Source organism: Novosphingobium profundi, from assembly GCF_018491765.1.
Classification (GTDB): domain Bacteria; phylum Pseudomonadota; class Alphaproteobacteria; order Sphingomonadales; family Sphingomonadaceae; genus Novosphingobium; species Novosphingobium profundi.
This window is the reverse complement of the sequence record NZ_JABWCU010000013.1, coordinates 127,148-150,686: the sequence shown is the minus strand read 5'-3', so window position 1 is coordinate 150,686 and position 23,539 is coordinate 127,148. Positions and strand designations below refer to the sequence as shown.

Sequence of the window (23,539 nt, the reverse complement as noted above, 5' to 3'; positions counted from 1 at the left end):
GTCAGGACTTGAGGCCGACGCCGATCACCGCGCGCGGCTGTTCCATCTCGCCCGAGGCGACCGGGTAGGCGCAGTAGTCGGCGGCGTAGTAGCCGGTCGGACGGTGGTTGCCCGAGAGGCCCATGCCGCCCATCGGCGCGGCGTGGCTCGGGCCCACGGTGGCGCGGTTCCAGTTGACGATCCCGGCGCGCATGTTGGCCCAGAAGCGATTGTAGTCCTGCGGGGTGCCGCCGATCAGCGAGGCGGCGAGCCCGAAGCGCGTGCTGTTGGCCTCCGAGATCGCCTGGTCGAAATCGTCGACCTTGATGACCTGGAGGATGGGCCCGAACAGTTCGACGTCGGGGCGGTCCTGCATCGCGGTGACATCGATGATCGCAGGGCTGAGGAAGGGCAGGGTGCCGCCCTGTGGGCGCTGGAGGTGCTTGATCGCGCGCCCGCCGTTGCTCATCAGGTAGAGGAAGCTCTCCGAAAGACCGTCGGCGGCGGCGTTGTCGATCACCGGGCCCATGAACGGGGCGGGTTCGTCGAACGGGGCACCCACGATGATGCGGTCGGCAAGGTTCTTCACCAGCGGAATGATCTGGTCGTAGAGTGAGGCCTTGACGATCAGCCGGCGCGCCGCCGTGCAGCGCTGGCCGGCGCTGGCGAAAGCGGACTGCACGATGAGCGCGGCCGCGTCGGCGAGCTTGGGCGTGTCCCACATGACCAGCGCGTTGTTGCCGCCCATTTCCAGCGCGACGATCTTGTCGGGCCGGGTGGCAAGCTTGCGGTTGATCGCGATGCCGGTGTTGGCCGAGCCCGTGAACAGCACGCCGTCGATCCCTTCATGGGCGACGAGGCGCTGGCCTTCGGCGGGGCCGCCCGGGGCGAATTGCATGACCGCGGCGGAGATGCCCGCGCGGTTGAAGCAGCGCGCGAGAATCTCGCCCGAAGCGGGCGCCTTTTCGCTCGGCTTGAAGATCGCCACGTTGCCCGCGATCAGCGCGGGCACGATGTGCGCGGCCGGCAGGTGGCAGGGCATGTTGAACGGGCCGAGCACGACGAGCACACCGTGGGGCTTGTGGCGCAGCGCCATCTTGCCCTGCAGCGCGGAGTCCAGCTTGCGCTGGCTGGTGCGCTCGGCATAGGCGCGAATCGAGACTTCGACCTTGGCGACGACCGCTTCGACTTCGGCATGGGCTTCCCACAAGGGCTTGCCCACTTCGCGCGCGATGGTGTGCGCGAGCGTGTCCGCTTCCTTGCGCACTTCGTTGGCGAAGCGGCGCATCAGTTCCATGCGCGTGGTCAGCGGCTGGGCCGCCCAGGCCGGCCAGGCGCGCCGCGCCCGCGCGACGACGTCGTCGACGTCGCAGGCCGCGCCGCGCCAGATTTCCGCGCCGGTAGCCGGCTCGAGAGAGATGATGTCCGCCTTGCTCACGTCCCTGACGGGCTCCCGTTCGATTCGTGCGTGCCGGTGTGGCGCGCGCGCGTGCCCCGCCGATCAAGGCTCCTGTCTGCGTTAGCTAAGGAATTTGGAAATCTTGGGTCGAAAAGCATGGGTATTCCTACCGGGGCTATTCCTACCGGGTTGCTAACGCGCCCGGCAAAAAGTGCTCACTGCGCGAGCGGACGCGGCGCGGGCCCCAGATAACGACCCAATTCGCGGATGGCTGCAACTTTGTTGTCGAGTTCGCTCCAGTCGTCGCGTTCGGCGATGGCTTCCCAGATCCGCTCGACTTCCTCGATGTGCAGGTCGGGGGCGGCTTCGGCGCGCCAGAACGGTTCGTCGCAGGTTGCGCTCGGGGCATATGTCGCGAGGCGAGTGCCGAAATCGCCGGTGCCCGGCTGGCGTCCGGCGCGGTGGAGGAAGAAGAAGGCGTCGGGCGAGAGCCCGGTCTCGACCATCGCCTGCTCGGCGGCCTGGACCAGCGCGGTGTCGGCCTCGAGGCCCTGCGCGACGACGCCGAGGCGCCAGCAGAAGCGCCGGGTCAGCGCCTCCTGGTAGAGCGGGCCGAAGCGGTCGAGCGCGGCGACGAGCGCGGGCGTTTCGGCAAGTGGGCTTAAGGCCATGGCTAACTGCCCGCAGTTCCACAGCAGCGCCTCGGGCTGGCGGCCGAAGGCGTAGAGCCCGGTGTGGTCGAAATAGGCGGCGGTGAAGCGCGGGTCCCAACGCGGCGCCCAACGCCAGGGGCCGTAATCGAAGCTCTCGCCCGAGATGTTCATGTTGTCGGTGTTGAGCACGCCGTGGACGAAGCCGGCGACCATCCACGAGGCCGCAAGGTCGGCGAGGCGGGCGACCACCTGATGGAGCAGGATCACCGCCGGATTGGCCCGGTCGGGGGCATCCTCGGGCGCGGCCGGGCCGGGATAGTGCTCCAGCGCATAGGCCACCAGCGCTTCGAGGTGGTCGCTCTCGCCCAGAGCGTAGAGCCGCTGGAACGAGCCGATGCGGATGTGCCCGTGCGAGAGCCGCACGAGCACCGCCGAGCGCGTCGGCGAAGGCTCGTCGCCGCGCCACAGCCGTTCGCCGGTCTCGATCACCGAGAAGGTCTTGCTCGTGTTCACGCCGAGCGCCTCGAGCATTTCGGTGGCGAGAATCTCGCGCACCGCGCCCTTGAGTGTCAGGCGCCCGTCGCCATCGCGGCTCCACGGTGTCTGGCCCGAACCCTTGGTGCCCAGGTCCAGCAGGCGCGCGGGTGCCTCGGACCCCTGCGGCGCCGCGCGCAGCTGCGCGAAGAGGAACCCACGCCCGTCGCCCAGGTCCGGATTGTAGCTGCGGAACTGGTGCCCGTGGTAGCGCAGCGCGAGGGGGCGCGGGAGGTTGTCCTCCAGCGCCTCGAAGCGGCCGAAATGGGCGATCCACTGCGCCTCGTCGAGGTGGTCGAGGCCGACCGTCGCGGCCTGGCGCTGGTTGCGGAAGCGCAGCACGTGTTGGGGAAAGGGCGCGGCGTCGACCGGATCGGCGAGCCAGCCGGCGACCGGTTCGATGGCGCGATCGGAGCGGTAGGGGCCAGGGGCGGGTTCGGGGCGATGGTCGGACCGGGGGGCGGGAAAGGACATGGCTTCCAAGGTGGGCCTGTCCACGTCGCGCTTCAAGCCGGGTGTTCACAGGCCTTCAGGAAAGCTATCACCCGCGCGAGTGGTCACGGACGGGCGCGCAGGTCCGTTGGCCGCCGCGACGCGACATCGAGACGAAGGGCAGGAACGGGCGAGTTGATGACGCACTACGAGGATCGCTACTGGTCGAGCGCGGATGGTCTCAAGCTGCATTATCGCGACTATGCGCCGGTGACGCGCGAAGGGGCAGGCGATGCGGACGAGGCGGCCGGCGTGGTGCTCTGCCTCCACGGCCTCAGCCGCAACGCGCGCGATTTCGACGGGCTGGCCCCCCATCTTGCCGCGCGCGGCTGGAACGTGCTGTGCCCCGATCTGCGCGGGCGCGGCGAGAGCGATTATGCGAAGGATGCGGCCAGCTACACGCCTCAGCAATATGTCGAGGACATCCTCGGGCTCATCCGTGCCGAGGGCATCCAGAGCTTCTCGGTGATCGGCACATCTCTGGGCGGGCTGATCGCGATGGGGCTGGCCCAGGTCGTGCCCGAGCGGGTGCGCGCGGCGGTGATCAACGACGTCGGCCCCTGGCTCGAGCCCGAGGGCATGGAGCGCATCCGCGACTACGTCGGGCAAGGGCGCAGCTACCCGACCTGGGTCCATGCCGCGCGGGGCCTCGAAAGCGCGCAAGGCGATGCCCACCCCGGCCAACCGCTCGATTTCTGGATCCGCAAGGCCAAGCGGCTGATGACGCTTACCAGCAACGGACGCATCGTGTTCGACTACGACATGAAGATCGCCGAGCCGATCCTGGCGGCCGACATGGCCGATCAGCCCGACCTCTGGCCGTTCTGGGAGGCGATGGCGGGCCGCCCGCTGCTGGTGCTGCGCGGCGAGCTGTCCGACCTGCTCTCGCTCAAGACGCTGGCGCAGATGCTCGAACGTGTCCCGGGGGCCGAGGCGCTGACGCTGGCCGGGGTCGGCCACGCGCCCACGCTCGACGAGCCCGAGGCGGTCGCCGCGATCGAGGCGCTGCTGGCGCGCACCGCCGCGGTATCGGCCACGCCGGAGCGGACGGCCTGAGGCGGCCGGCGATGCGTTTCCTCCACCTCCATTCGGGTTTCGACGCAGGCGGCAAGGAAGTGCGCGCGGTGCGCCTGATGAAGGCGTTCGGTCCGGCGATCCGGCATCGGATCGTCTCCGCCTTACCCGGGGCCTATGGCGCGGCGGAGCTGATCGATCCCGCGCTCGAAGTCGAGCTCGGCGGCGATTTTCCGCCCTTGCAGGGTCGGCCGACGCCCGCGCGGCTGCACCGGCTGGCCGAGGCGATGTGCGGCTACGATCTCGTGCTGACCTACAATTGGGGGGCGATGGACACGGTGCTGGCGCATCGGCTCCATGCGCGGCGGCTGGGTCTGCCTCCGCTCGTCCACCACGAGGACGGCTTCAACGAGGATGAGGCGCAAGGGCTCAAGTGGCAACGCAACCTCTTCCGCCGTTTCGCGCTCGGCGGCGCCTTCGCGCTCGTCGTCCCTTCGCTGCGGCTCGAGGGCATCGCGCTCGGCGCGTGGAAGCAGCCGCGCGCTCGGGTGCGGCTGATTTCCAACGGCATCGCGACCGCCGCCTATGCCAAGGCGCCGCCCGTCGACGCGATTGCGGGGCTGGTCAAGGCACCGGGGGCGCGCTGGCTGGGCACGCTGGCGGGGTTGCGCGCGGTCAAGGACCTGCCGCAGCTGGTGCGCGCTTTCGCGCGGATGCCGGGCGAATGGGAACTGGTGATCCTGGGCGAGGGGCCCGAACGCGGTGCGATCGAGGCGCAGGCGCGCGCCTGCGGGGTCGCCGAGCGGGTGCACCTGCCCGGTTTCGTGGCCGATCCCTCGCGCGCGGTCGGGCTGTTCGATCTCTTCGCGCTATCGTCCCGCAGCGAGCAGTTCCCGATCTCGGTGGTCGAATCGATGGCGGCGGGGCTCGCCGTCGCGGCGCCGGCCGTGGGCGACGTGGCGGCCATGGTCGCGCCCGAAAACCACCCCTACGTCACCGCGCCCGGCGACGAGGCGGCGCTGGCCGCCGCGCTCTGCGCTCTGGCGGGCGATGGAGACTTGCGCGCACGTGTCGGTCAGGCCAATCGCGTATACGCCGCGCGGCACTACGACGAGAATGTGATGATTTCGGCCTATCGGCGGACGTACGCAGGCGCTATGGGGCTTGCCGACCTGCCGTAAGGATGCGGGGGGTCGATCTCGCCGTTCAGTTCTGCTTCAGAGCGGGACGTGCAGCGATCATCCCCGTTGAAAACCCGCGTCCATACGCTAAACAGCCCGAAACCAACCTCGTTTACCGCAGAAAGCGCCCCGATCTTGGCCCTGCCACCTGACACGAAATCCGCCTCCAATGGCCCTTCCGGCAACGACCGGGCCGCTGCCGTAAAGGCCGCGCAGCAGGACGTCTTCGTTCGCGAAGTCGATGATGCCCTGCGCCAGGACCAGATGGAGAACTTCATCAAGGGCAAGGGCATCGCGCTCGCCGTCCTGATCGTCGTGGTCCTCGCCGGGTTCGGCGGCTGGCTCTACTGGAACCATCACCAGAAGACCCTGCGCGAGGAACACGCCGAGGCCTATGTCCAGGCGCTCGACGCGGTCCAGGCCGGCAACCTTGCCGATGCGAAGAGCAAGCTCAAGGCGCTGACCGGCGCGGACGCCAAGGGCAACACCGTGCCCGCACGGCTGATGCTCGCCGCGATCGCGCAGGAGCAGGACGACGCCAAGGGCGCGGCCACGATCTACGACGAGGTCGCCGCCGACGCCTCCGCGCCCCAGCCCTTGCGCGATCTCGCCACGGTGCGTTCGGTCGCCGCGCGCTTCGACGACATGAAGCCGCAGGACGTCGTCGCACGGCTCAAGCCGCTGGCCGCACCGGGCAACGCCTGGTTCGGCGTCGCGGGCGAGATGGTGGGCATGGCCTACCTCAAGATGGACAAGCCCGGCCAGGCCGGACCGCTTTTCGCGGCCATCGCCAAGGACGAGAATTCTTCCGAGGGGCTGCGCAGCCGCGCACGCCAGCTCGCCGCCCTGCTCGGCGTCGATGCCGTGGCCGACGTCGTCGATGCCCAGGGTGAACCGATCGCGGACACGGCCGGCGCCAAGACCACGAATGAAGACGCGAAAGGCGGAAAGGCTGCCGAATGATCGATACCTGTGAGAAATTCGGCATGAATGCAAAGGCCTCGAATGCGCCTAGCGCGCCGCGCGCCGCGTGGCGTCGCCGCGCCGCGCCGCTTGTCGCGATTGCGCTGCTGACGGCCCTTTCGGGCTGCAAGCTTTTCGGCGGTGGCGGTGACGGTGGCCCCAAGACCCCGACCGTGGGCGAGCGTATCCCGATCCTCTCGCACATCGAAAGCGGTGCGGAAGTCGATCCCACGCTCTCGATGGTCTCGGTCGTCCTGCCGCCCGAGCAGGTCAACACCGCCTGGGCGCAGGGCGGCGGCACGCCGACCAAGTCCTACGGCCACCTCGCGCTGGCGGACAACCCGACCAAGGCCTGGACCGCGCAGATCGCCGGTGCCTCGCAGCGCCAGCGTCTTGCGGCCGCACCGGTCATCGGCGATGGCAACCTCTTCGTGATCGACACGCAGGGCGTCGTCCACGCCTTCAACGCGCAGACCGGCAGCCAGCTGTGGACCAAGAGCTTCTCGGTTTCGGGTGACAACGAACGCTCGGTCTTCGGTGGCGGCGTCAGCTTCGAGAGCGGCAAGCTCTACGTCACCACGGGCCTGGGCGAAGTCGCCGCGCTCGACGCCAAGGACGGCAAGCAGCTCTGGTCGGTGAAGCCGGCAGGCCCGCTGCGCGGCGCGCCGACGGTGGCGTTCAACGCGATCTACGTCATGACCCAGGACAACCAGATCTTCGCGCTCAACGCCGAGGACGGCAAGATCCTGTGGAACGAATCGGGCTCGGTCACCCAGTCGGGCGTCTTCGGCGTGGCTTCGCCCGCCGCCGGGCGCGGCACCGTGATCGCGGGCTATTCTTCGGGCGAGCTCGTCGCCTACCGCTACGAGAACGGCCGCCAGCTCTGGTCGGACGCGCTCTCGCGCACCTCGATCTCGACCGAAGTGGGCAGTCTCACCGACGTCGACGCCGATCCGATCATCGACCAGGACCGCGTCTTCGCGCTGGGCCAGGGCGGCCGCATGGCGGCTTACGAGCTGCTGACCGGCCAGCGCGTGTGGGAACTCAACCTCGCGGGCATCTCGACCCCGGCGGTCGCGGGCGACTGGGTCTTCACGCTCGACGATCACGCCGAGATTCTCGCGATCTCGCGCGCGAACGGCAAAGTGCGCTGGCTGACCCAACTGATGCGCTACCAGAAGCCCAAGAAGCGCAAGAACCCGGTGTTCTGGGTGGGGCCGGTGCTCGCCGGCAACACGCTGTGGACCGCCAACTCGCGCGGCGAGGTCTACAAGGTCGATCCCGCCACGGGCACGCCGACCAAGTTCGCCGAACTGGGCGACAGCGTCTCGCTGGCCCCGGTGGTCGCCAATTCGACGCTCTACATCCTCGACAATTCGGGCCGCATCACGGCCTACCGCTGATGTTTGCGCGGGCGCCTGATCGAACCTCGACCAGGCGCCCGTCGCATCGGACATGTCCGCCTTGCGCGCGGAAAGGGGCTCGTTTCGGGCCCCTTAACCATTTGCCCTTAGCCACAGGGCCATGACAGAGCTGCGCGACATTCGGAAGCCGGGAGCAGGAGCCGCCTTGGGTACGGGCACGGGCACGGCCCGCCCCACCAGCGACGTATCGGGCGCGGTGGGCTTCGTGGGCCTGGCCGCGCTCGTCCTCTGGCTGCTGGTCTGCCGTAACTGGGCGAGCCTGGCCCCCGCGCTGGGCATACCGGGCCCCCGTGCGCCCTTGAGCGGGCCCTATGCAGCGCTGGCCACGCTCTTCGTCACCGGCTGCGCGATGAGCCTCTATTCGCTGCTGGTCGACAAGGTCCACCGCAATCCCTCGACCGGGATCGACTGGAATTCCCGGCGTCCCCTGGCCGAGACGTTCGACATCTCGGTCACCAAGCTTGCGGGCCTGTGGGGGACCTGGGTCGGGATTGGGCTCTTCTACTGCATGGGGCGCTGGTACTGGGACGGGCAGTACCTCTTCGCGATGGAGGTGATCGGCGCGGCGGCGGTGCCGCTCTTCGCGCTCTCGGTGCCTTACGTCCTGTGGCTCGACCGCGTCCTGACGCAGCCGCGCGATGCGTCCTGGCACTTCGGCGCGATGCTGCTCGGGCGCGAGGCCTGGGATGGCGAGCAGGTCAAGAAGCACTGGCGGGCCTGGGCGATCAAGGGCTTCTTCGGCGCCTTCATGATCTCGATCCTGCCCGGCGGGTTCGGCGCGGTGGTGGAGGCCGATCTCGGCACGCTCGGCCGCGATCCGGTGGCGATCGGCTCGCTGCTGATCCAGTTGCTGTTCCTTATCGACGTGCAGATCGGCACGGTCGGCTACATCTTCACCTTCCGTCCGCTCGACGCGCACATTCGTAGCGGCAACCCCTACCTCGCGGGATGGGTCGCGGCGCTGATGTGCTACCCGCCCTTCGTGTGGGGCACGATCGGGCGCGCCGACGTGCTGGGCTACGAGGTCAACACCGGCGGCTGGGCGCACTGGCTGGGTGGCGACGTCAGTCTGGCCTGGCTGTGGGTGGCGATGATGGTGTTCCTCACCGCCGTCTACGCCTGGGCGACCTTCGCCTTTGGCTTGCGCTTTTCCAACCTTACCTACCGCGGTGTGCTGACCAACGGCCCCTACCGTTTCACCCGCCACCCGGCCTATCTCTCGAAGAACCTGTTCTGGTGGATCTCGACGCTGCCCTTTCTCGTCACCAACGGTTCGTTGACCGACATGGTGCGCAACACCGTGCTGCTGGCGGTGGTCAGCGGGATCTACTTCTGGCGCGCCAAGACCGAGGAGCGTCACTTGCTGGGCGAGGACCCCAAGTATGTCGAATACCATGCCTGGATGGCGCGCAACGCGGTGATCACCCGCTCTTTCGTGGCGCTGTGGGCGCGTTTCGCGCCGCGTCCGCCGCGCTTCGAGGATACCGCGCAGCCCGCCGAATGAGGGCAGGGTTCAGGCGGGTAGCCGTGCGCCGACCTGGCGGATGACCCCGGCGGCGCAGGCACAGCCCAGGGCGCCGGTCTCGAAGAGGTTGAGACCGCGCTGGCGAGCGAGCAGATAGCCGGCAGCGAAGGCATCGCCCGCGCCGTTCATGTTGACGATCTCGCCGGGCGGGATTGCCTCTGCGGGCACTTCCACCATTTCGTGGCCATCGAAAAGCAGTGCACCGCGCGCGCCGAGCGTGATCGCCCCGGCAAGTCCCCGCGCGCGCAAGCGCCGTGCCGCTGCGTGTGCATCGGCGGATCCGGTGAGCGCCAGCGCCTCGATTTCACTGAGGAGGATGTGGCTGGCGCGGGCGAGGGCGACGTGGAGCCGCTCGGGCGCGGCGGCGATGATCTCCGCGCCGTTCGGGCACACGACGAAGTCCTGCCCGGCCGGCATGCCCTTCGCGACGTGCGTGAGGATCGCCTCCGCGCTGGCCTTGTCCTCGAGCAGGTAGCCGTCGAGCAGCACGGACGATTCGCGGTTCAGCGCGGCGAGGTGATCGGCGAATTCGTCGTGTCCCTCGCAGGCCACCATCGCGAACGAGCGTTCACCGTCGGGCGAGATCGCGGTGATGATCGCAAGATGCGGTTCGGCGGTGTCGAACCCCGCGATCGTGACCCCGCGCCGGGTCAGGTCTTCGCGGGCGAGCGCGCCATGGGGGCCGGTGCCGAAGGGGGCGACGAGTGTGATGCGCCCGCCGAGCGTGGCGAGGCTGGCGGCGGTGTTGGCGCCGCAACCGCCGGGATGCGCCTCTACGCCGCCATGCGCGCGGGCGCTCCGCTCGAAATCGGCATGGAGCGACGTCAGCGCCACGCGATCGCCCAGCGTCAGCGTGCCCCCGCGCGGGATGGCGTGACGGACGAGAAAATCCTCCCCGACGCATCCCGTGAGGTCGACCGGCGCATTGGCGATGATGGCGCTCATGAACTGCGTCTTCCGGCCCCGGCGTGGGGCCGCCCGGGGTTAGAAGCTCTTGACCTTGTAGATGCGCGAGAGATCGCGCTGCCACTCGCCGTTGTAGAGGTCGAGCAGTCGCTGCGCGGGCACCTTGCCGCTGGCGACGATCTCGGCGAGCGGTTCGAGGTAACCGGTCTCGTTGTCACCGCTGGCGTTGAGCTTGCCGCGGGCGGCGAGGCCGCCGCGCGCGATGTCGAGCACTTCGCCCGCGATGTCGCGCAAGGTGCCGCCACCGGGCAGGGGCGCATCGAGGCTCATCTTCGGGACGGAGCTGCGCAAGGTTTCGCGCCCTTCCATGTCCCAGCCTTTGACGAGATCCCAGGCGGCATCGAGCGCGCCCTGGTCGTAGAGCAGGCCCACCCACAGCGCGGGCAGCGCGCAGATGCGGTTCCACGGGCCGCCGTCGGCACCGCGCATCTCGAGGAAGCTCTTGAGGCGCACTTCGGGGAAGGCGGTGGAGAGGTGGTCGATCCAGTCGGATTCGCGCGGCTTTTCGCCGGGCAGGACCGAAAGCTCGCCCTTGAGGAAGTCGCGGAACGAGAGGCCGGCGGCGTCGATGTACTTGCCCTCGCGGAAGACGAAGTACATCGGCACGTCGAGCATGTAGTCGACATAACGCTCGTAGCCGAAGCCATCCTCGAACACGAAAGGCAGCATGCCGGTGCGCGCGGGGTCGGTGTCCGACCAGATGTGGCTGCGGTACGAGAGCATGCCGTTGGGCTTGCCCTCGGTGAAGGGCGAATTGGCGAAGAGCGCGGTCGCCAGCGGCTGGAGGGCGAGGCTGGTGCGGAACTTCTGCACCATGTCGGCCTCGCTCGAATAGTCGAGATTGACCTGGATCGTGCAGGTGCGCAGCATCATGTCGAGGCCCAGCGAGCCCACGCGCGGCATGTGCCGGGTCATGATGTCGTAGCGGCCCTTGGGCATCAGCGGCAGTTCGGAGCGGGTCTTGTCGGGCCACATGCCAAGGCCCAGGTAGCCCTTGCCGATGCGGTCGCCGATGGTCTTGACCTGGGCCAGGTGGCGCCCGGTTTCCGCGCAGGTCTGGTGCAGGGTCTCGAGCGGGGCGCCCGAAAGTTCGAGCTGGCCGGCGGGCTCGAGGCTGACGGTTCCGTCCGAGCCCTTCATTGCGATCACCTTGCCGCCTTCGAGGATCGGCTCCCAGCCGAATTCCTCGAGTGCCATCAGCAAATCGCGGATGCCGCCGTCCTCGTCGTACGAGGGGGCATGGTGGTCGCCGGTGTCGTAGACGAATTTCTCGTGCTCGGTCCCGATCCGCCACGCCGCGCGCGGCTTCTCGCCCGCGGCCATCGGCGCGGCAAGCTGGTCCAGGGTCTCGATAACCGGATCGTCGCGATCCGAAGCCTCGCGGGTACTCATGGGCGTGGAGTTAGAGGGGCGAAGCCCTTAGCGCCAGTGAATTGTGTTCGGAGCCGTACAAAATTCGTGCGCGGTCAATCGGCTGTCTGGTTGCCCACCCAGTCCCCGCGTGTCGCCATCCATACCGCGAGCCCCGCAATCGTCGCGGTTTCGCCGCGCAGGATGCGCGGGCCGAGCGTTATCGCGCGGGCGCAGGGGTGGGCACGGATGGCGGCGCGCTCGGCCTCGTCGAAGCCGCCTTCGGGTCCGACGAGGAGCGCGGCGGGCCCCTCGTGCGCGGCGAAGGTCGCCGCCGCGCTCTCGCCGCCCTGCTCGTCGGCGAAGAACAGCGCGCGGTCCTCGGGCCACTGGGCGAGCAGGCTTTCCAGCTTCATCGGCGCGGCAAGCTCGGGCAGCGCGGTGCGCGCGCATTGCTCGGCCGCCTCGGTGACGATGGTCTGCGCGCGCTCGGCATTGAGCTTGTCGGCGACGCAGCGGCGGGTCACCAGTGGCTGGACGCGCGCGACGCCGAGCTCGGTCGCCTTTTCGAGGACCAGGTCGAAATTGGGCTTCTTGAGCAGCGCCGCGCAGAGCCACAGGTCGGGCACCGCCTCGCGTTCGCGCAGCTTCTCGCGCAGCGCCAGCGTCACCGCGCGCTTGCCCGTCTCGATGACTTCGCAGACCCATTCGCCGGTCACATCGTCGCACACGATCACCGCATCGCCGGGCGCAACGCGCATGACGCGTGCGAGGTAGTTCGCCGGATTGCCGTCGAGCACCAGCTCCTGCCCCTCGGCGAGCGGGCCGGGCACGAAGAGGCGAGGGGCGGAGCGGGGCGGCCAGGCGGGGGTGGCGGGCATGGGCAGGTCTCGGTGTGGCAGGGACGTGGGGGCTCGGGGTTATGCAGGAGGAAGCGAGGTTTCAAGGGGTTTACCACCCCTTGACCCCGTGGACCGTCGAGCTTGCGCTGCGGAGTCGGCGTGGCACAAGCTCGACGGCAATGGGAGCTTGAGGGCGATGGCCCTCGAAAACCCTTTCGTCCTTACTTCAACAGCGTGCGCAGCAGCGTCTCCCACTGCTTCACGCCCGGGTCGATCGTGGCGAGCGGCAGGCGTTCGTTGAGGCCGTGCGCGAACTCGTCGCCGGGCGCCATGAACACCGCCGAGACGCCGAAGGCGGGGATGCCCTTGGAGCGGAAGTGCATCGAATCGGTTGCCCCCGCGCTCATGCCCGGGACAATCGCGAGGCCCGGCGCGCGCTGGTGTACGGCGGTCGCGACCGCCTTCATGACATCGTCGCGCAAGGGGCTCTCGATCGATTCGAGCGTGCCGTTGTCGATGAATTCGATCGAAATGGCGGGATTGTCGATCACGCCCTTCAGCGTCTCCATCACCTTCGCGCGCGGGTTGCCGGGGAAGATGCGGCAATTGACGTTGGCAGTGACCGATTGGGGCAGGGCGTTGGGCGCGTGGCCGCCTTCGATCATCGTGGGCACGCAGGTGGTGCGGATGACGCCGACATATTCGGGGCGCGCCGAAAGCGCTGCGGCGGCCTCGGCGTCGGCCGGATTGGCGGCGATCGCGCGCATCGCGACCGCCACTTCGGCCGGTGCGGAGGGAGCGCTGCCTTCGAGGTAGGCCTTGGTCAGCGGGCTGACCTGGACCGGGAACCTGTGGGCCCACACCTTTTCCAGCGCGGTGCCCATGGCGGCGATCGGGTTGGTCCGGCCCGGACGGCTCGAGTGGCCGCCGGGGTCGCTCAGCGTCAGGCGGTAGTCGGCGTACGTCTTCTCTCCCGCCTGGACTTCGTAGACGAAGGGCTTGCCGTCCTTGCCCAGCGTGCCGCCGCCCGAATCGGCGTTGAGCACGAGGTCGACCTTGCCCGCCCCGGCGATGGCGCTGGCCATCGCGGCGGTGGAGGCCATCTGCGTCTCCTCGTCGCCCGAGAAGGCGAGTACGAGGTCGTGCGCGGGCACCCAGCCCTCGCGGCGCAGCTTCATGACGGTGGCCATGACCATCGCGAGGTCGCCCTTGTTGTCGAGCGAGCCGCGCCCGAACAGGTAGCCGTCTTCGATCACCGGGGTGAAGGGATCGCGCTCCCAGTCCTCGGGCTTGGCCTCGACGACGTCCATGTGCGCGATGATCAGCGTGGGCGGCGCCTTGCGGTCGCGGCCGGGATAGCGCGCGGTGAGGTAGCCGGTCTCGCCCACCGGCGTGAAGGCCACCTCGCCGGGCTTGAAGCCGGCGGCGAGAAGCCGCGCCTTGAGCTTGTCGGCCAGCACCGGCACCTGGCCGCGCCCTTCGACGGTAGGGACCGCGACGGCCTCTTCGAGGACGGCGAGGGCTTCCTTGCCGGCCGGCGTGACGGGTGTCTGGGCAGGAATTTGGGCAAGGGCCGGCAGCGCGGCCGCCGCGAGCGTAAGCGGGCCGAGGCCCAGGAATGCGTGGCGTGCGTGCCGGTCGAGGCGCATGGTCGAAAGGTCCCCCCAAGGTGTGATGCGGTGGCGCAAGGTCTTGCGCGCCCACTTCTTCTTGCGCGTTCGCGCGGGTGGGTGCAACGCCAAACGAGAGGCCCTCGCTCACAACTCGATGTGCCTCCATGTGTGACCGGGGAACCTTCGGGCATGACACGAAGGGCGCAATGGAGTATCTGCGACCGGTGACTGACCCGACTTTCGTACCCGACAGCCAGCAGCGTGGACTGGTCGCGGCCCTGCCGCCGCAGCTTCGCGATTTCGCGATGCTGGCGCGCTTCGACCGGCCGATCGGCTGGTGGCTGCTGTTCTGGCCCTGCGCCTGGGGGGTGATGCTCTCGGGCGGCGAGACGCGCATCGGGCTCATCGCCTGGCTGCTCGTCGGCTCGATTGCGATGCGCGGCGCGGGCTGCGTGCTCAACGACATCGTCGATGCCGATCTCGACCGACAGGTGGCGCGCACCGCGCAGCGCCCGGTGGCGAGCGGACGCGTCAGCAAGACCGCAGCCTGGGCCTGGCTCGGCGCGCTGTGCGTGGTCGGGCTGGTGGTGCTGTTCCAGCTCAAGCCGCGCGCGCAGCTCGTGGCGCTTGGCAGCGTGGCGCTCGTCGCGGCCTATCCCTTCATGAAGCGCATCACCTGGTGGCCGCAGGCCTGGCTGGGCATGGTCTTCACCTGGGGGGCACTGGTCGGCTGGGTGGAGATCCGCAGCGACCATCTCGAGGCGCTGGCCGCGCTCTACTTCGGCTCGATCGTGTGGTGCATCGGCTACGACACCATCTACGCGATCCAGGACCGCGAGGATGACGCGCTGGTCGGCATCCGCTCTTCCGCGCTGCGGCTGGGAAGCCGGGTCAAGGCCGGGGTTGGCGGCTTCTACGCGCTGGCCGTCGCCTTCTGGGCGCTCGCCTTCTGGGCGATCCGGCCCGACTGGGTGGGGCTCGTCGCGCTGGTGCCGGTGGCGCTGCACCTGGCCTTCCAGGTCGTGACGCTCGATCCTGCGGACGGCGAGAACGCGCTGGCGCGCTTCCGCTCGAACCGCGACCTGGGCTTCGTGATGACGCTTGCCTGCTGGGTGGTAGGCAACGCCGGCGTCGTCTAGGCGCGCGCCTCTCTTACACCATGTGCAACCTCTACCGCATGACCAAGGGGACGGCCGAAGTGGCCGCCCTGTTCGAGGTGCTGCCCGATTCGGGCGCGAATGTCGCCGAGGAGATCTACCCCGGCTATCCCGGGCTGGTCATCGCCGAGGGGCGTGCGCGGGCGATGACCTGGGGCTTCCCGCTGGTGCGCACCGGACGTCAGGGCCAGCGCCTCAGGCCCAAACCCGTCACCAACGCGCGCGACGACAAGCTCCACACGCGATTCTGGAAGGACAGCTTCGTCCACCGGCGCTGCCTGGTCCCCGTCACCTCCTGGGCCGAACCCGAAGGCAAGGCCGGGCGGATGACGCGGACCTGGTATGGCGTCGCGGGGGAGGAAACGTTCGCGGTCGCGGGGCTGTGGCGCGCGAGTGTGGAGTGGGGGGAGGTCTACACCCTGGTCATGGCGCCGGCCTGCGCGCAGATGGTCGACGTGCATGACCGCATGCCGGTGCTGCTGCCCCCGCGCGACTGGCGGACCTGGCTCAACGCGGCGCCCGAGGAGGCCTTTGCGCTGTGCCGGACCTCGTCGGCCGAGCTGCACGTCGAGCGGACAAGGCGGCTATGGAGCGGCGCAGGCGATCTCGCAGCAAGCGCCGAGGCCGGGCGGGACGTGGACGATACCATGCCCCGCCTTCTGTGATCAGCGGCTCATTCATAGCTCACCAGCTCGAACTCGATGTGGTCCCAATCGAAGAAATAGAAGCGCCGCCCCGGCGCATAGTCGGCGTGGTTGAAGGGGACGAGTCCGGCCTTGACCACCACCTTCTCCGCCGCGTCGATATCATCGACGACGAGCCCCACATGGTTGAGCGGCTGGCCCTTGGCGAAGGCGTCATGCGGCTGACGGTCGGTGTAGAGCGCGATGTAGCCGAACTCTTCGCCGACGTGGATCGTCTCGCCGCCGCCCAGCGCAGGGCCGCGCCAGCGCTCGTGCCAGCCGAGCAGTTCCTGGAGCAGGGCGGACAAGCGATCGATGTCGCTGACGGTGATATTGGCGTGTTCGAGGCGGCCTTTGGGCATGCCATTTCTCCTGTTGGCGTGTCCGGCGAATCGCCGGGCAAGGAGAAAGTGCAAGTTCAAGTTAGCTTGAGCTCAAGCGTTATTTCGCGTTAGAAGAAAAGAAGGATTTCGAGGGCCATCGCCCTCGAGCTCCCAAAATCGTCGATTGTGGTGTCGACGCCCCGGCTTGGTGCCAGCCACAAGCTGGCCGATTCTGGGGTTCAAGGGGCGATGGCCCCTTGTTTCGTCCTTCTTTCCATTCTTGAGGTTCCCTCCCATGCCCAGCTTCATCACCATCGGCGAACTGGCCAGGCGCACCGGAGTGAAAACCTCGGCGATCCGCTTCTACGAGGAGAAGGGGCTGCTCCAGGCGCTGCGCTCGCCCGGCAATCAGCGCCGGTTCCTGCGTTCGGACATCCGCCGCGTGAGTTTCATCCTGATCGCGCAGAAGCTGGGGCTGCCGCTAGCCGAGATCGAGCGCGAACTGTCCGCGTTGCCGCAGGGGCGCACGCCGGGGGTCGAGGACTGGGCGCGTATCAGCCGCTCGATGCGCGATGCGATCGAAGCGAAGATCGCCATGCTCGAGCGCACGCGCGATCGACTCGACGGGTGCATCGGCTGCGGCTGCCTCAGCCTTGCCAAATGCCACCTCTACAACGCCGAGGACCTGCACGGCGGTGAGGGGCCGGGGCCGCGGCTGGTGCTGTCGGATGCGTGACGCCACGAAAAAGGGGCTACGCCTGCGCGCAGCCCCCTCCTCATCGTGACGCGGGTCGTTCTCAGACGTCGGGTGCGTCTTCGGTGGTGAAGTTCTGCCAGTCGGCGGTGACGAACTTCTCGTCGATCAGCGTGCGCTGGTAGCAGATGCCGTCGCGGAACCACTGCCAGGTGCGCGAGCGGTGGGTGCGCGCGTCGTTGTTCTGGATCATCTCGTAGAGGTAGATGCCCGGCTCGTTCTTGCGGGTCCAGTTGAGGCAGGTCGAGCGGTTGAAGTCGTCGGGCTGCATGTGCGCGGCCCAACCCTTGATCAGGTCGTTGTCCCACCAGATGCGGCCGTCGCGGTAGACTGCGGGGAAGTCGCGCACTTCCTTGCGGCCGTCTTCCCAGAAGTAGTGGTTGGTCTGGTGGTAGTGGTCGACGCCGTCCTTGTGGATCAGGCGGCAGATCAGGCGCGAACGGTGCTGGTCGGTCAGCAGGCCGGTCTTGGCGTCGTAATAGCGGTACCAGCCTTCCCAGACGCCTTCGTTCGAGGCGAGGATCGGCATGGCTTCGCGCACGCCGGGCTGGTTGATCATGTCGGTCACCTAGTGTCTCCTGTGGGGGGATCGGAGGATGTCCCGGCGCGAAGACCCCGCACCGAAACGGCAGGCGCCCAGATTTGCGCCTTTACGTCAAAAATTGCATGCAATTTCCTGCTCTATCCGGCCCGCGAGAGATTGTTATAAATCTAGCCAAAATTTGCAGTCCGTCACGGGATGGCCCGACACGCGTTACCTCTGTTTGCCTATTAAATTAGCGATTTTCGACGGATTTTACCGGTCTCTTCGCCGGGTCGGAGTAGGCTTTTGGGTCGCCATTGCGTACTTCGCGTGATCCGGGCTGTCCACCTATTGCATGCACTTTTCCGTGGCGAGCGTCGAAAGCGCCGGTCCCTCGAAACCCCGTACTACTCGGCCGCGAGGAGTTCCTCCGCACCGCCCAGGTCGACACTGACCAGCCGCGAGACCCCCTTCTCGACCATCGTCACCCCGAACAGGCGGTGCATCCGGCTCATCGTCACCGCATTGTGGGTGACGATGAGGTAGCGGGTCTGCGTTTCGCGCGTCATCGCCTCGAGCAGGTCGCAGAAGCGCTCGACATTGGCGTCGTCGAGCGGGGCGTCGACTTCGTCGAGCACGCAGATCGGCGCGGGATTGGTGAGGAACAGCGCGAAGACGAGAGCGACCGCGGTCAGCGCCTGCTCACCCCCCGAAAGCAGCGTCAGCGATTGCAGGCGCTTGCCCGGCGGCTGGGCGTAGATCTCGAGCCCGGCTTCGAGCGGATCGTCCGAATCGACGAAGGCAAGGTGGGCCTGGCCGCCCAGGAAGAGCTTGGTGAAGAGCCGCTGGAAGTGCTGGTCGACCGCCTCGAAGGCGGCGCGCAGGCGCTCGCGCCCCTCGCGGTTGAGATTGCCGATCGAGCCGCGCAGGCGGTTGACGGCCTCGGCCAACTCCTCTTTCTCCGAGACCGAGGTGCCGAGCCGCGCCTCGGCTTCGGCGAGTTCGTCGGCGGCGACGAGGTTGACCGGGCCGAGCCGCTCGCGGTCGGCGCTGAGGCCTTCCATCGCCGCGTTCTCGGCTTCGGCCGAGCGCACCTGCGCCGAGGCGAAAGCGAAGCGTTCGGGCAGGAGCGGAGGCGGGCACTGGAAGCGCTCGCCCGAAAGGCGGGTCATCTCGAGGCGGCGCGCGTCCTCGTTTTCGGCGCGCGCGCTGGCACCCGCGCGGGCTTCGCGCGCGCTGGCGAGCGCTTCCTGGCTGGCGGCGAGCGCGGTGTCGGCTTGACGCGCGGCCTCGACCGCCGCCGTCACGGCGGCTTCGGCCGCGGCGAGTTCGTCGCCCAGGCGCAGGCGGACCACCTCCGCTTGCTCGATCTGCTCCATCAGCGCTTCGGGCTTGGCCGCAACCACCGCGCGCTCGGTCGCGATCTCGTCGAGCCGACCGGCCATTTGCGCGAGGCGGCTTGCGGCATCGCCCGCGCGGGCCTGCCAACCACGAATGTCGCTGGCTTGCGCGGCCGTGCGTTCGCGCGCGACGGCCAGCGCCTGGTCGTGCGCGGCGAGCGCGGCGGCGGCGTTCTGGTGCGCCTGGCGGGCCTCGGCGTTGTGCGCCTTGGCCGCTTCGAGCGCGTCGCGCCCGGCTTGCGGATCGGGCAAGGCTTCCTGCCGGGCCTCGGCCTCGTGCCGTTCGCGGCGCGCGGTTTCCTGGCGTTCGGCCAGTTCGCTGGCGGCGGTCGCGATTTCGGCGGCCCGCGCGGCGTGGCGCTGGCGGGCGTGTTCGGCCTCGTCGAGCGCGCGCAGCGCGGAGCGCTCCGCGTTCGCGGCCTCGGCGATGGCCCGTTCGGCGGCGATGGCCTGGGTCTGGAGCGTGGTGAGTTGGGCTTGCGCGGCGCTCAGCGCCGCCTCGGCCTCGGAGACGGCGGCGCCGAGCGCCGGCAGGCGTTCTTCCAGTTCGCCAAGGCGGTTCTCGGCCTCGAGCCGCGCTGCCTCGGCCGCGCCTTCGCCGTGCGCGACGAAGCCGTCCCAGCGGCGCAGCACACCGGCCAGCGTCACCAGCCATTGGCCGGGGGCCAGCGCGCGCCCGTCGTCGTCCCGCGCGACATGCACGAGCGCGAGGCGCGCGGCGAGCTGGGGCGGGCATTGCGGCACGTGGTGGGCCAGACTGTCGGGCACCGGCTCGGGCACGTCGGCGCCGTTCCAGAAGCGCCCTTCGGCGTTTTCGACGAGCCCGAGCGGGGCTTTGGCGTCGCGGCCCAGCACGGCGGCGAGCGCGCGTTCGTAACCGGGGGCGGCGCGCAGCGCCTCGATCGCGACGGGCAATCCGTGCGCCGCCTTGGCGCCTTTCGCGCGCGCCTCGCGGTCGCGCACGAGCGCGGTGTGCTCGCGTTCGACGCCGGTAAGATCGGCCCTGGCGGCCGCGAGCGCGGACGCAGCGGCGTCGCGTTCGGCCTGGAGGTGGGTCTTGCGCGTCTGGAGCGCTTCGAGCGCCGCGCGGGCCTGGGCGAGGGTCCGCGCGGCCGCTTCGGCCTCGGCCTTCGTCGCGTGCACCGCAGCGTCGAGATCGCCCGTCCGGGCCAGCTCTGCGCGCTGTGCCTCGAGGCGGCGCGCTTCCTCGGCGAGGCGGTCGAGGCGGGCTTGCGCCTGCGTGCGTTCGGCGGCGGCGATGCGCCATTCGGCCTCGAGCCCGGCCTGCGCGGCACTGGCCTGCGCGAGATCGAGTTCGGCCTCGCGCGCGGCGCGCTCGATGCCTTCGAGCGCATTGGCGAGGCGCGGGCGTTCGGCCTCGTCCTCGGCAAGGCGGGCCTTCCCCTCGGAGAGCTCTCTTTCGAGGCGGGCCAGCGCCTCGGCGGCGTCGCGCGTGATGCGGTCGGCATCGCCGCGATCTTCGCTGAGGCGCGCCTTCTGGCGGTCGAGGTCGGCGAGTCGCTCCTCGGCGCTTTCGAGCTGACCGGCCAGGGTGGCGAGGCGGTGAGCCTGCGCCTGGACGTCGTCGCGCCGGTCGGTCTGCTCGTCGCGCGCGGTGACGAGCGCCTGGGCGGTCTGGCCTTGCGCCTTCTGGGCCTCGAACGCGGTGCGCTGGGCAGTGCCCACGTGGGTATCGGCGGCCTCGGCTTCGGCCTTGGCGCTCTCGGCGGCGGCGGCCGCGGCGCGCCAGCGCGCGAAGACGAGCCGCGCTTCGGCGAGACGGATTTCCTGCGAAAGATGCTTGTAGCGCTCGGCCGACTTCGCCTGGCGGCGCAGCGCGGCGACCTGCTTGTCGAGCCCGGCCATGATGTCCTCGAGCCGGGCGAGGTTGGCCTCGGTCGCGCGCAATTTCTGCTCGGCGTCCTTGCGCCGCACGTGGAGGCCCGAGATTCCGGCGGCGTCTTCCAGCATGGCGCGCCGTTCGGCAGGCTTGGCCGAGACGACCGCGGCGATGCGCCCCTGGCTGACGAGCGCGGGGCTGTGCGCGCCGGTGGCGGCGTCGGCGAAGATCAGCGCAACGTCCTTGGCGCGCACGTCGCGCCCGTTGACGCGGTAGGCCGAGCCCGCGCCGCGCTCGATCCGGCGTACCACCTCGAGCTCGTCGTTGCCCGCGGTGCGGGCCTGGAGGACGACTTCGGCGAAGGCGCGCGGGGGACGCTGCGAGGTGCCCGCGAAGATCACGTCCTCCATACCCCCGCCGCGCATCGACTTGGGCGAGCTTTCGCCCATGACCCAGCGCAGCGCTTCGAGCAGGTTGGACTTGCCGCAGCCGTTGGGCCCCACGATCCCGGTGAGGCCCGGTTCGATGTGCAGTTCGCTGGGTTCGACGAAGCTCTTGAAGCCGCTGAGCTTGAGACGCCGGAAATGCATGGCGGCCCTAGGCCCCCGAAGGGGTGGGAAGGGCCGCCGGAATCATCAGCGCGCGCCGGCCTGCTGCAGCTTGGCTTCGAGCGCGGGCCATTCGACCGAGCCGACCTTGGTGTTGTTGATGAAGAAGGTGGGCGTGCCGGTGATGTCCTTTTCCTTGCCCGCCTTGTCGGTGGCGTCGGCGAAGGCCTGCGCGGTCTCGCTCTTGGCGAGGCACTGCGCGCCCTGGTCCTTGGAGATGCCGCGCGAGGCGAAGAAGTCGCTCATGCCCGCGACGTCGGCGAGCGCGGCGAACTGCTTGTCGCGCGGCAGCGAGGAGATCGCCTGGAGCTTGTCCTGGCCTGCCTTCTGGAGGTTGTCGAACATGTTGGGCTGCCAGGCCCAGAACTGCTCGGCAAGCGGGATCACGGCCTCGTCCGAGCCGCAGGTCGCCAGCATCGTCGCCGAGAAGTCGTAGGGGTTGAGCATGAAGAAGCGGATTTCGTAGCTCACGCGGCCGCTGGCGATGTAGTCGTCGCGCAGCTTGGCGAAGCTTTCCTCGGCGAACTTGGCGCAGTGCGAGCACGACAGCGCGCCGTATTCGACGAGCTTGATCGGGGCGTCGGGGTTGCCCATGCGGTAGCCGCCGTCCTCGGTCTTGGCGATGACGCTGGCCCACTCGGTGCCGGCGGGCGGGGCGATCCTGGCGATGGCCTCGCTCGAGGTGACGTCACCCGTGGCGCCGTCGGTGGTCTTGTCGCCGCAGGCGGCGAGGCCGAGGGCGAGCGGGGCGACGAAAAGCCCGAGGGCGATCTTGCGCAGGGCACTGGAAGTCATGGTCACGAATCCTTGTCGAGTGGGCATTCTGGCAGAAACCGGGAGGGCCGGGCAGGGGCAGGGCCTGCCCGGCACCGATCTTTGCACAGTTGAGAGGTCTTGAGGGAAGGCTCAGATCTGTCCGGCGCGATTGGCGGACAGCGCGCGGTTGATCGCTTGTGACATGTCCTTCCATTGGGTCGCCTGCAAGGGCGCGCCATCGTCGCCGAGCACGAGCTTGCCGTTCTCCTCGAGATAGACGACCTTGCCGTTGACGACGATGCCGGGCGTGCCGGCGAACTTGAAGTCGCCCGCCTGCTTGTACTGCGCCATGATCTGGTCGAGCTCGGCCTTGTTGGCGAGGCACTGCTCGGCCTTGGCGCGGTTCACGCCGAAGCGGGCGATCATCGGATAGAAGCCCAGATCACCGGAGATCGCCTTGAGGCGATCGGGCAGTTCGCCCGCGTTCCAGCGGGCGCGCTGTTCGGGGGTGGCCGCGGCCGCCTTGGGCAGCCAGGTGTCCTGGCTGGAAAGGAACGCGTCGTGGCGGGGGAAGAAGCCCTTGGGATCGCCGCAGGCGGTCAGCAGGGCGATGGCGATGTCGACCGGGTTGCGCACCAGGTTCGAGACGGTGAGCGCGACTTTGCCCTGCGGGATCAGGCCGGCGCGCAAGGCCGCGTCCGCGTCCTTGTGCAGCACGGCGCAGTGCGGGCAGGTGTAGCTGATGAACTCGGTCACCTTCACCGGGGCCTGCGGGTTGCCCAGAGTGAAGCTGCCGTTGCCGGTGACGGTCACCTGGCTCGCCTGCGCGGGCTTGGCCGGGCTGGCCGCCAGAGCGGGGCCCGCCAGCGTCGCAGTGGCAAGGCCGAGGCCCGCGAGGACCGGCAGGAAACGGGTAGTGAAGGCGGAAATCATGTCTCGTCGTTCCGATCAGCTTGCGCGCCCATGCTGCGGGCCAGCGATTCGAGCACGGCGCGCAGCTCGGGATCGCCGATGTCGCGCAGCGATTCGCCCAGTTCGTAGGGAACCGGTTTGAGCGAAGGCGGCGCAGTTCTTTGCACGGAAGCAGGTGGCGGCTTAACCTCGCCTTGCCGGATCTTGACCTTGGCCACGGCCTTGTAGCCGAAGAAGCGGTTCACCCGCTCGACGATCTCGGGAACGACGTGCTGGATGAGCGTGGCGTGGGCGGGGCGGACCACCAGCTGGAGGATGCCGTCGCACTTCTCGCCGGGGGCGAAGCGGATCGCCTCGGGCATGCACACCCGGGCGTGGCGCGCCCCGACGATCTCGGGCCAGCGCGTGACCACGCTCGACTGGACGAAGCCGAAGCGACGAAAGGCGGTGCGCCCGACATTGGGCATGAGGTCGGAGATGGCGCGGGCCTGCCCGCCGCGCGTGCGCTCGAACGTCTTGGGCGTGGCGGGGCCTTTGCCCGTTCCCTTGCCCTTGCCGGCAACCTTGCCCGAACTCTTTTCCATTTCCTCGGTGTGCTTGCGATCCATCTGACCCGTTTCCTTGCGCGGCCTCCAATGCCATAGGGTG

20 protein-coding genes are annotated in these 23,539 nt (G+C 69.0%); 8 read left to right on the top strand and 12 right to left on the bottom strand.

The features are described from left to right. Position 1 precedes the first annotated feature (1 nt). Both HT136_RS16235 and HT136_RS16230 read right to left on the bottom strand, forming a co-directional pair. Complete coding sequence (locus tag HT136_RS16235) at positions 2-1,417, bottom strand: succinylglutamate-semialdehyde dehydrogenase (protein ID WP_214200838.1); 1,416 nt, start codon at positions 1,415-1,417, stop codon at positions 2-4. 176 nt (positions 1,418-1,593) lie between these two features. Then, positions 1,594-3,039, bottom strand: coding sequence for a protein adenylyltransferase SelO family protein (locus HT136_RS16230; protein WP_214200837.1), 1,446 nt, complete (start codon positions 3,037-3,039; stop codon positions 1,594-1,596). Positions 3,040-3,195: 156 nt separating this feature from the next. Here HT136_RS16230 and HT136_RS16225 point away from each other — a divergent pair, with 156 nt between their 5' ends. The 5 genes from HT136_RS16225 to HT136_RS16205 all read left to right on the top strand — a co-directional run bounded on the left by HT136_RS16225 (position 3,196) and on the right by HT136_RS16205 (position 9,143). Then, positions 3,196-4,113 carry an alpha/beta fold hydrolase gene (locus HT136_RS16225; RefSeq protein WP_214200835.1) on the top strand — a complete coding sequence of 306 codons (918 nt, stop codon included), beginning with the start codon at positions 3,196-3,198 and terminating at the stop codon, positions 4,111-4,113. An 11-nt stretch (positions 4,114-4,124) separates the two neighbouring features. Continuing rightward, positions 4,125-5,252: a glycosyltransferase gene (locus HT136_RS16220; RefSeq protein WP_214200834.1), complete on the top strand. Its 1,128-nt coding sequence runs from the start codon at positions 4,125-4,127 to the stop codon at positions 5,250-5,252. 135 nt (positions 5,253-5,387) lie between these two features. After that, positions 5,388-6,215, top strand: a complete 828-nt coding sequence (locus HT136_RS16215) for a tetratricopeptide repeat protein (protein WP_214200832.1) — start codon at positions 5,388-5,390, stop codon at positions 6,213-6,215. Between the two features lie 23 nt (positions 6,216-6,238). After that, positions 6,239-7,618, top strand: coding sequence for an outer membrane protein assembly factor BamB family protein (locus HT136_RS16210; RefSeq protein ID WP_214200917.1), 1,380 nt, complete (start codon positions 6,239-6,241; stop codon positions 7,616-7,618). 166 nt (positions 7,619-7,784) lie between these two features. Continuing rightward, on the top strand, positions 7,785-9,143 hold the full coding sequence (locus HT136_RS16205; protein ID WP_246543781.1) for a methyltransferase family protein: 1,359 nt from the start codon (positions 7,785-7,787) through the stop codon (positions 9,141-9,143). A gap of 9 nt (positions 9,144-9,152) precedes the next feature. Here HT136_RS16205 and HT136_RS16200 read toward each other — a convergent pair whose 3' ends face one another. The 4 genes from HT136_RS16200 to HT136_RS16185 all read right to left on the bottom strand — a co-directional run bounded on the left by HT136_RS16200 (position 9,153) and on the right by HT136_RS16185 (position 14,064). Continuing rightward, a complete protein-coding gene (locus tag HT136_RS16200; RefSeq protein ID WP_214200830.1) occupies positions 9,153-10,109 on the bottom strand; it encodes a carbohydrate kinase family protein in 957 nt (318 codons plus the stop codon). Positions 10,110-10,148: 39 nt separating this feature from the next. Then, positions 10,149-11,522, bottom strand: a complete 1,374-nt coding sequence (locus tag HT136_RS16195; RefSeq protein WP_214200829.1) for a glutamate--cysteine ligase — start codon at positions 11,520-11,522, stop codon at positions 10,149-10,151. A gap of 74 nt (positions 11,523-11,596) precedes the next feature. Then, the gene (locus HT136_RS16190) at positions 11,597-12,361 is read right to left on the bottom strand and encodes a 16S rRNA (uracil(1498)-N(3))-methyltransferase (protein ID WP_214200828.1); all 765 of its coding nucleotides are present in this window, start codon (positions 12,359-12,361) and stop codon (positions 11,597-11,599) included. A gap of 182 nt (positions 12,362-12,543) precedes the next feature. Next, positions 12,544-14,064 (bottom strand): M20/M25/M40 family metallo-hydrolase, encoded by a 1,521-nt coding sequence (locus HT136_RS16185; protein WP_246543780.1) that lies wholly within the window; start codon positions 14,062-14,064, stop codon positions 12,544-12,546. A 77-nt stretch (positions 14,065-14,141) separates the two neighbouring features. Here HT136_RS16185 and ubiA point away from each other — a divergent pair, with 77 nt between their 5' ends. Beyond that, the gene (gene ubiA, locus HT136_RS16180) at positions 14,142-15,074 is read left to right on the top strand and encodes a 4-hydroxybenzoate octaprenyltransferase (RefSeq protein ID WP_214200827.1); all 933 of its coding nucleotides are present in this window, start codon (positions 14,142-14,144) and stop codon (positions 15,072-15,074) included. A gap of 20 nt (positions 15,075-15,094) precedes the next feature. Further along, positions 15,095-15,757 carry an SOS response-associated peptidase gene (locus tag HT136_RS16175; protein ID WP_214200826.1) on the top strand — a complete coding sequence of 221 codons (663 nt, stop codon included), beginning with the start codon at positions 15,095-15,097 and terminating at the stop codon, positions 15,755-15,757. An 8-nt stretch (positions 15,758-15,765) separates the two neighbouring features. Here the strand turns inward: HT136_RS16175 and HT136_RS16170 are convergent, their stop codons facing one another. Further along, positions 15,766-16,137, bottom strand: a complete 372-nt coding sequence (locus HT136_RS16170) for a VOC family protein (RefSeq protein WP_214200825.1) — start codon at positions 16,135-16,137, stop codon at positions 15,766-15,768. 256 nt (positions 16,138-16,393) lie between these two features. On the opposite strand from HT136_RS16170, the gene soxR reads away from it, so the two are divergent. Then, positions 16,394-16,834, top strand: coding sequence for a redox-sensitive transcriptional activator SoxR (gene soxR, locus HT136_RS16165; protein ID WP_214200824.1), 441 nt, complete (start codon positions 16,394-16,396; stop codon positions 16,832-16,834). A gap of 61 nt (positions 16,835-16,895) precedes the next feature. Here the strand turns inward: soxR and HT136_RS16160 are convergent, their stop codons facing one another. From HT136_RS16160 to HT136_RS16140, 5 genes are all read right to left on the bottom strand, one after another. Continuing rightward, a complete protein-coding gene (locus HT136_RS16160) occupies positions 16,896-17,411 on the bottom strand; it encodes a DUF3598 domain-containing protein (RefSeq protein ID WP_246543798.1) in 516 nt (171 codons plus the stop codon). A gap of 371 nt (positions 17,412-17,782) precedes the next feature. Next, positions 17,783-21,205, bottom strand: a complete 3,423-nt coding sequence (locus HT136_RS16155; protein ID WP_214200822.1) for a chromosome segregation SMC family protein — start codon at positions 21,203-21,205, stop codon at positions 17,783-17,785. Positions 21,206-21,250: 45 nt separating this feature from the next. Next, positions 21,251-22,018 (bottom strand): thioredoxin domain-containing protein, encoded by a 768-nt coding sequence (locus HT136_RS16150; protein ID WP_214200821.1) that lies wholly within the window; start codon positions 22,016-22,018, stop codon positions 21,251-21,253. Between the two features lie 111 nt (positions 22,019-22,129). Continuing rightward, positions 22,130-22,912: a DsbA family protein gene (locus tag HT136_RS16145; protein WP_214200820.1), complete on the bottom strand. Its 783-nt coding sequence runs from the start codon at positions 22,910-22,912 to the stop codon at positions 22,130-22,132. Further along, entirely contained in the window at positions 22,909-23,475 is a 567-nt protein-coding gene (locus tag HT136_RS16140; protein ID WP_214200915.1) for a DUF721 domain-containing protein, read from the bottom strand. The genes HT136_RS16145 and HT136_RS16140 overlap by 4 nt, the downstream gene beginning before the upstream one ends. Between the last annotated feature and the right edge of the window lie 64 nt (positions 23,476-23,539).

What these genes read in the sequence shown, in the direction of transcription:
- HT136_RS16230 (WP_214200837.1), bottom strand. Translation starts at nt 3,039, where the DNA reads ATGTCCTTTCCCGCCCCCCGGTCCGACCATCGCCCCGAACCCGCCCCT.
- HT136_RS16225 (WP_214200835.1), top strand. Translation starts at nt 3,196, where the DNA reads ATGACGCACTACGAGGATCGCTACTGGTCGAGCGCGGATGGTCTCAAG.
- HT136_RS16220 (WP_214200834.1), top strand. Translation starts at nt 4,125, where the DNA reads ATGCGTTTCCTCCACCTCCATTCGGGTTTCGACGCAGGCGGCAAGGAA.
- HT136_RS16210 (WP_214200917.1), top strand. Translation starts at nt 6,239, where the DNA reads ATGAATGCAAAGGCCTCGAATGCGCCTAGCGCGCCGCGCGCCGCGTGG.
- HT136_RS16200 (WP_214200830.1), bottom strand. Translation starts at nt 10,109, where the DNA reads ATGAGCGCCATCATCGCCAATGCGCCGGTCGACCTCACGGGATGCGTC.
- HT136_RS16195 (WP_214200829.1), bottom strand. Translation starts at nt 11,522, where the DNA reads ATGAGTACCCGCGAGGCTTCGGATCGCGACGATCCGGTTATCGAGACC.
- HT136_RS16190 (WP_214200828.1), bottom strand. Translation starts at nt 12,361, where the DNA reads ATGCCCGCCACCCCCGCCTGGCCGCCCCGCTCCGCCCCTCGCCTCTTC.
- ubiA (WP_214200827.1), top strand. Translation starts at nt 14,142, where the DNA reads ATGGAGTATCTGCGACCGGTGACTGACCCGACTTTCGTACCCGACAGC.
- HT136_RS16175 (WP_214200826.1), top strand. Translation starts at nt 15,095, where the DNA reads ATGTGCAACCTCTACCGCATGACCAAGGGGACGGCCGAAGTGGCCGCC.
- HT136_RS16170 (WP_214200825.1), bottom strand. Translation starts at nt 16,137, where the DNA reads ATGCCCAAAGGCCGCCTCGAACACGCCAATATCACCGTCAGCGACATC.
- soxR (WP_214200824.1), top strand. Translation starts at nt 16,394, where the DNA reads ATGCCCAGCTTCATCACCATCGGCGAACTGGCCAGGCGCACCGGAGTG.
- HT136_RS16160 (WP_246543798.1), bottom strand. Translation starts at nt 17,411, where the DNA reads ATGATCAACCAGCCCGGCGTGCGCGAAGCCATGCCGATCCTCGCCTCG.
- HT136_RS16155 (WP_214200822.1), bottom strand. Translation starts at nt 21,205, where the DNA reads ATGCATTTCCGGCGTCTCAAGCTCAGCGGCTTCAAGAGCTTCGTCGAA.
- HT136_RS16150 (WP_214200821.1), bottom strand. Translation starts at nt 22,018, where the DNA reads ATGACTTCCAGTGCCCTGCGCAAGATCGCCCTCGGGCTTTTCGTCGCC.
- HT136_RS16145 (WP_214200820.1), bottom strand. Translation starts at nt 22,912, where the DNA reads ATGATTTCCGCCTTCACTACCCGTTTCCTGCCGGTCCTCGCGGGCCTC.
- HT136_RS16140 (WP_214200915.1), bottom strand. Translation starts at nt 23,475, where the DNA reads ATGGAAAAGAGTTCGGGCAAGGTTGCCGGCAAGGGCAAGGGAACGGGC.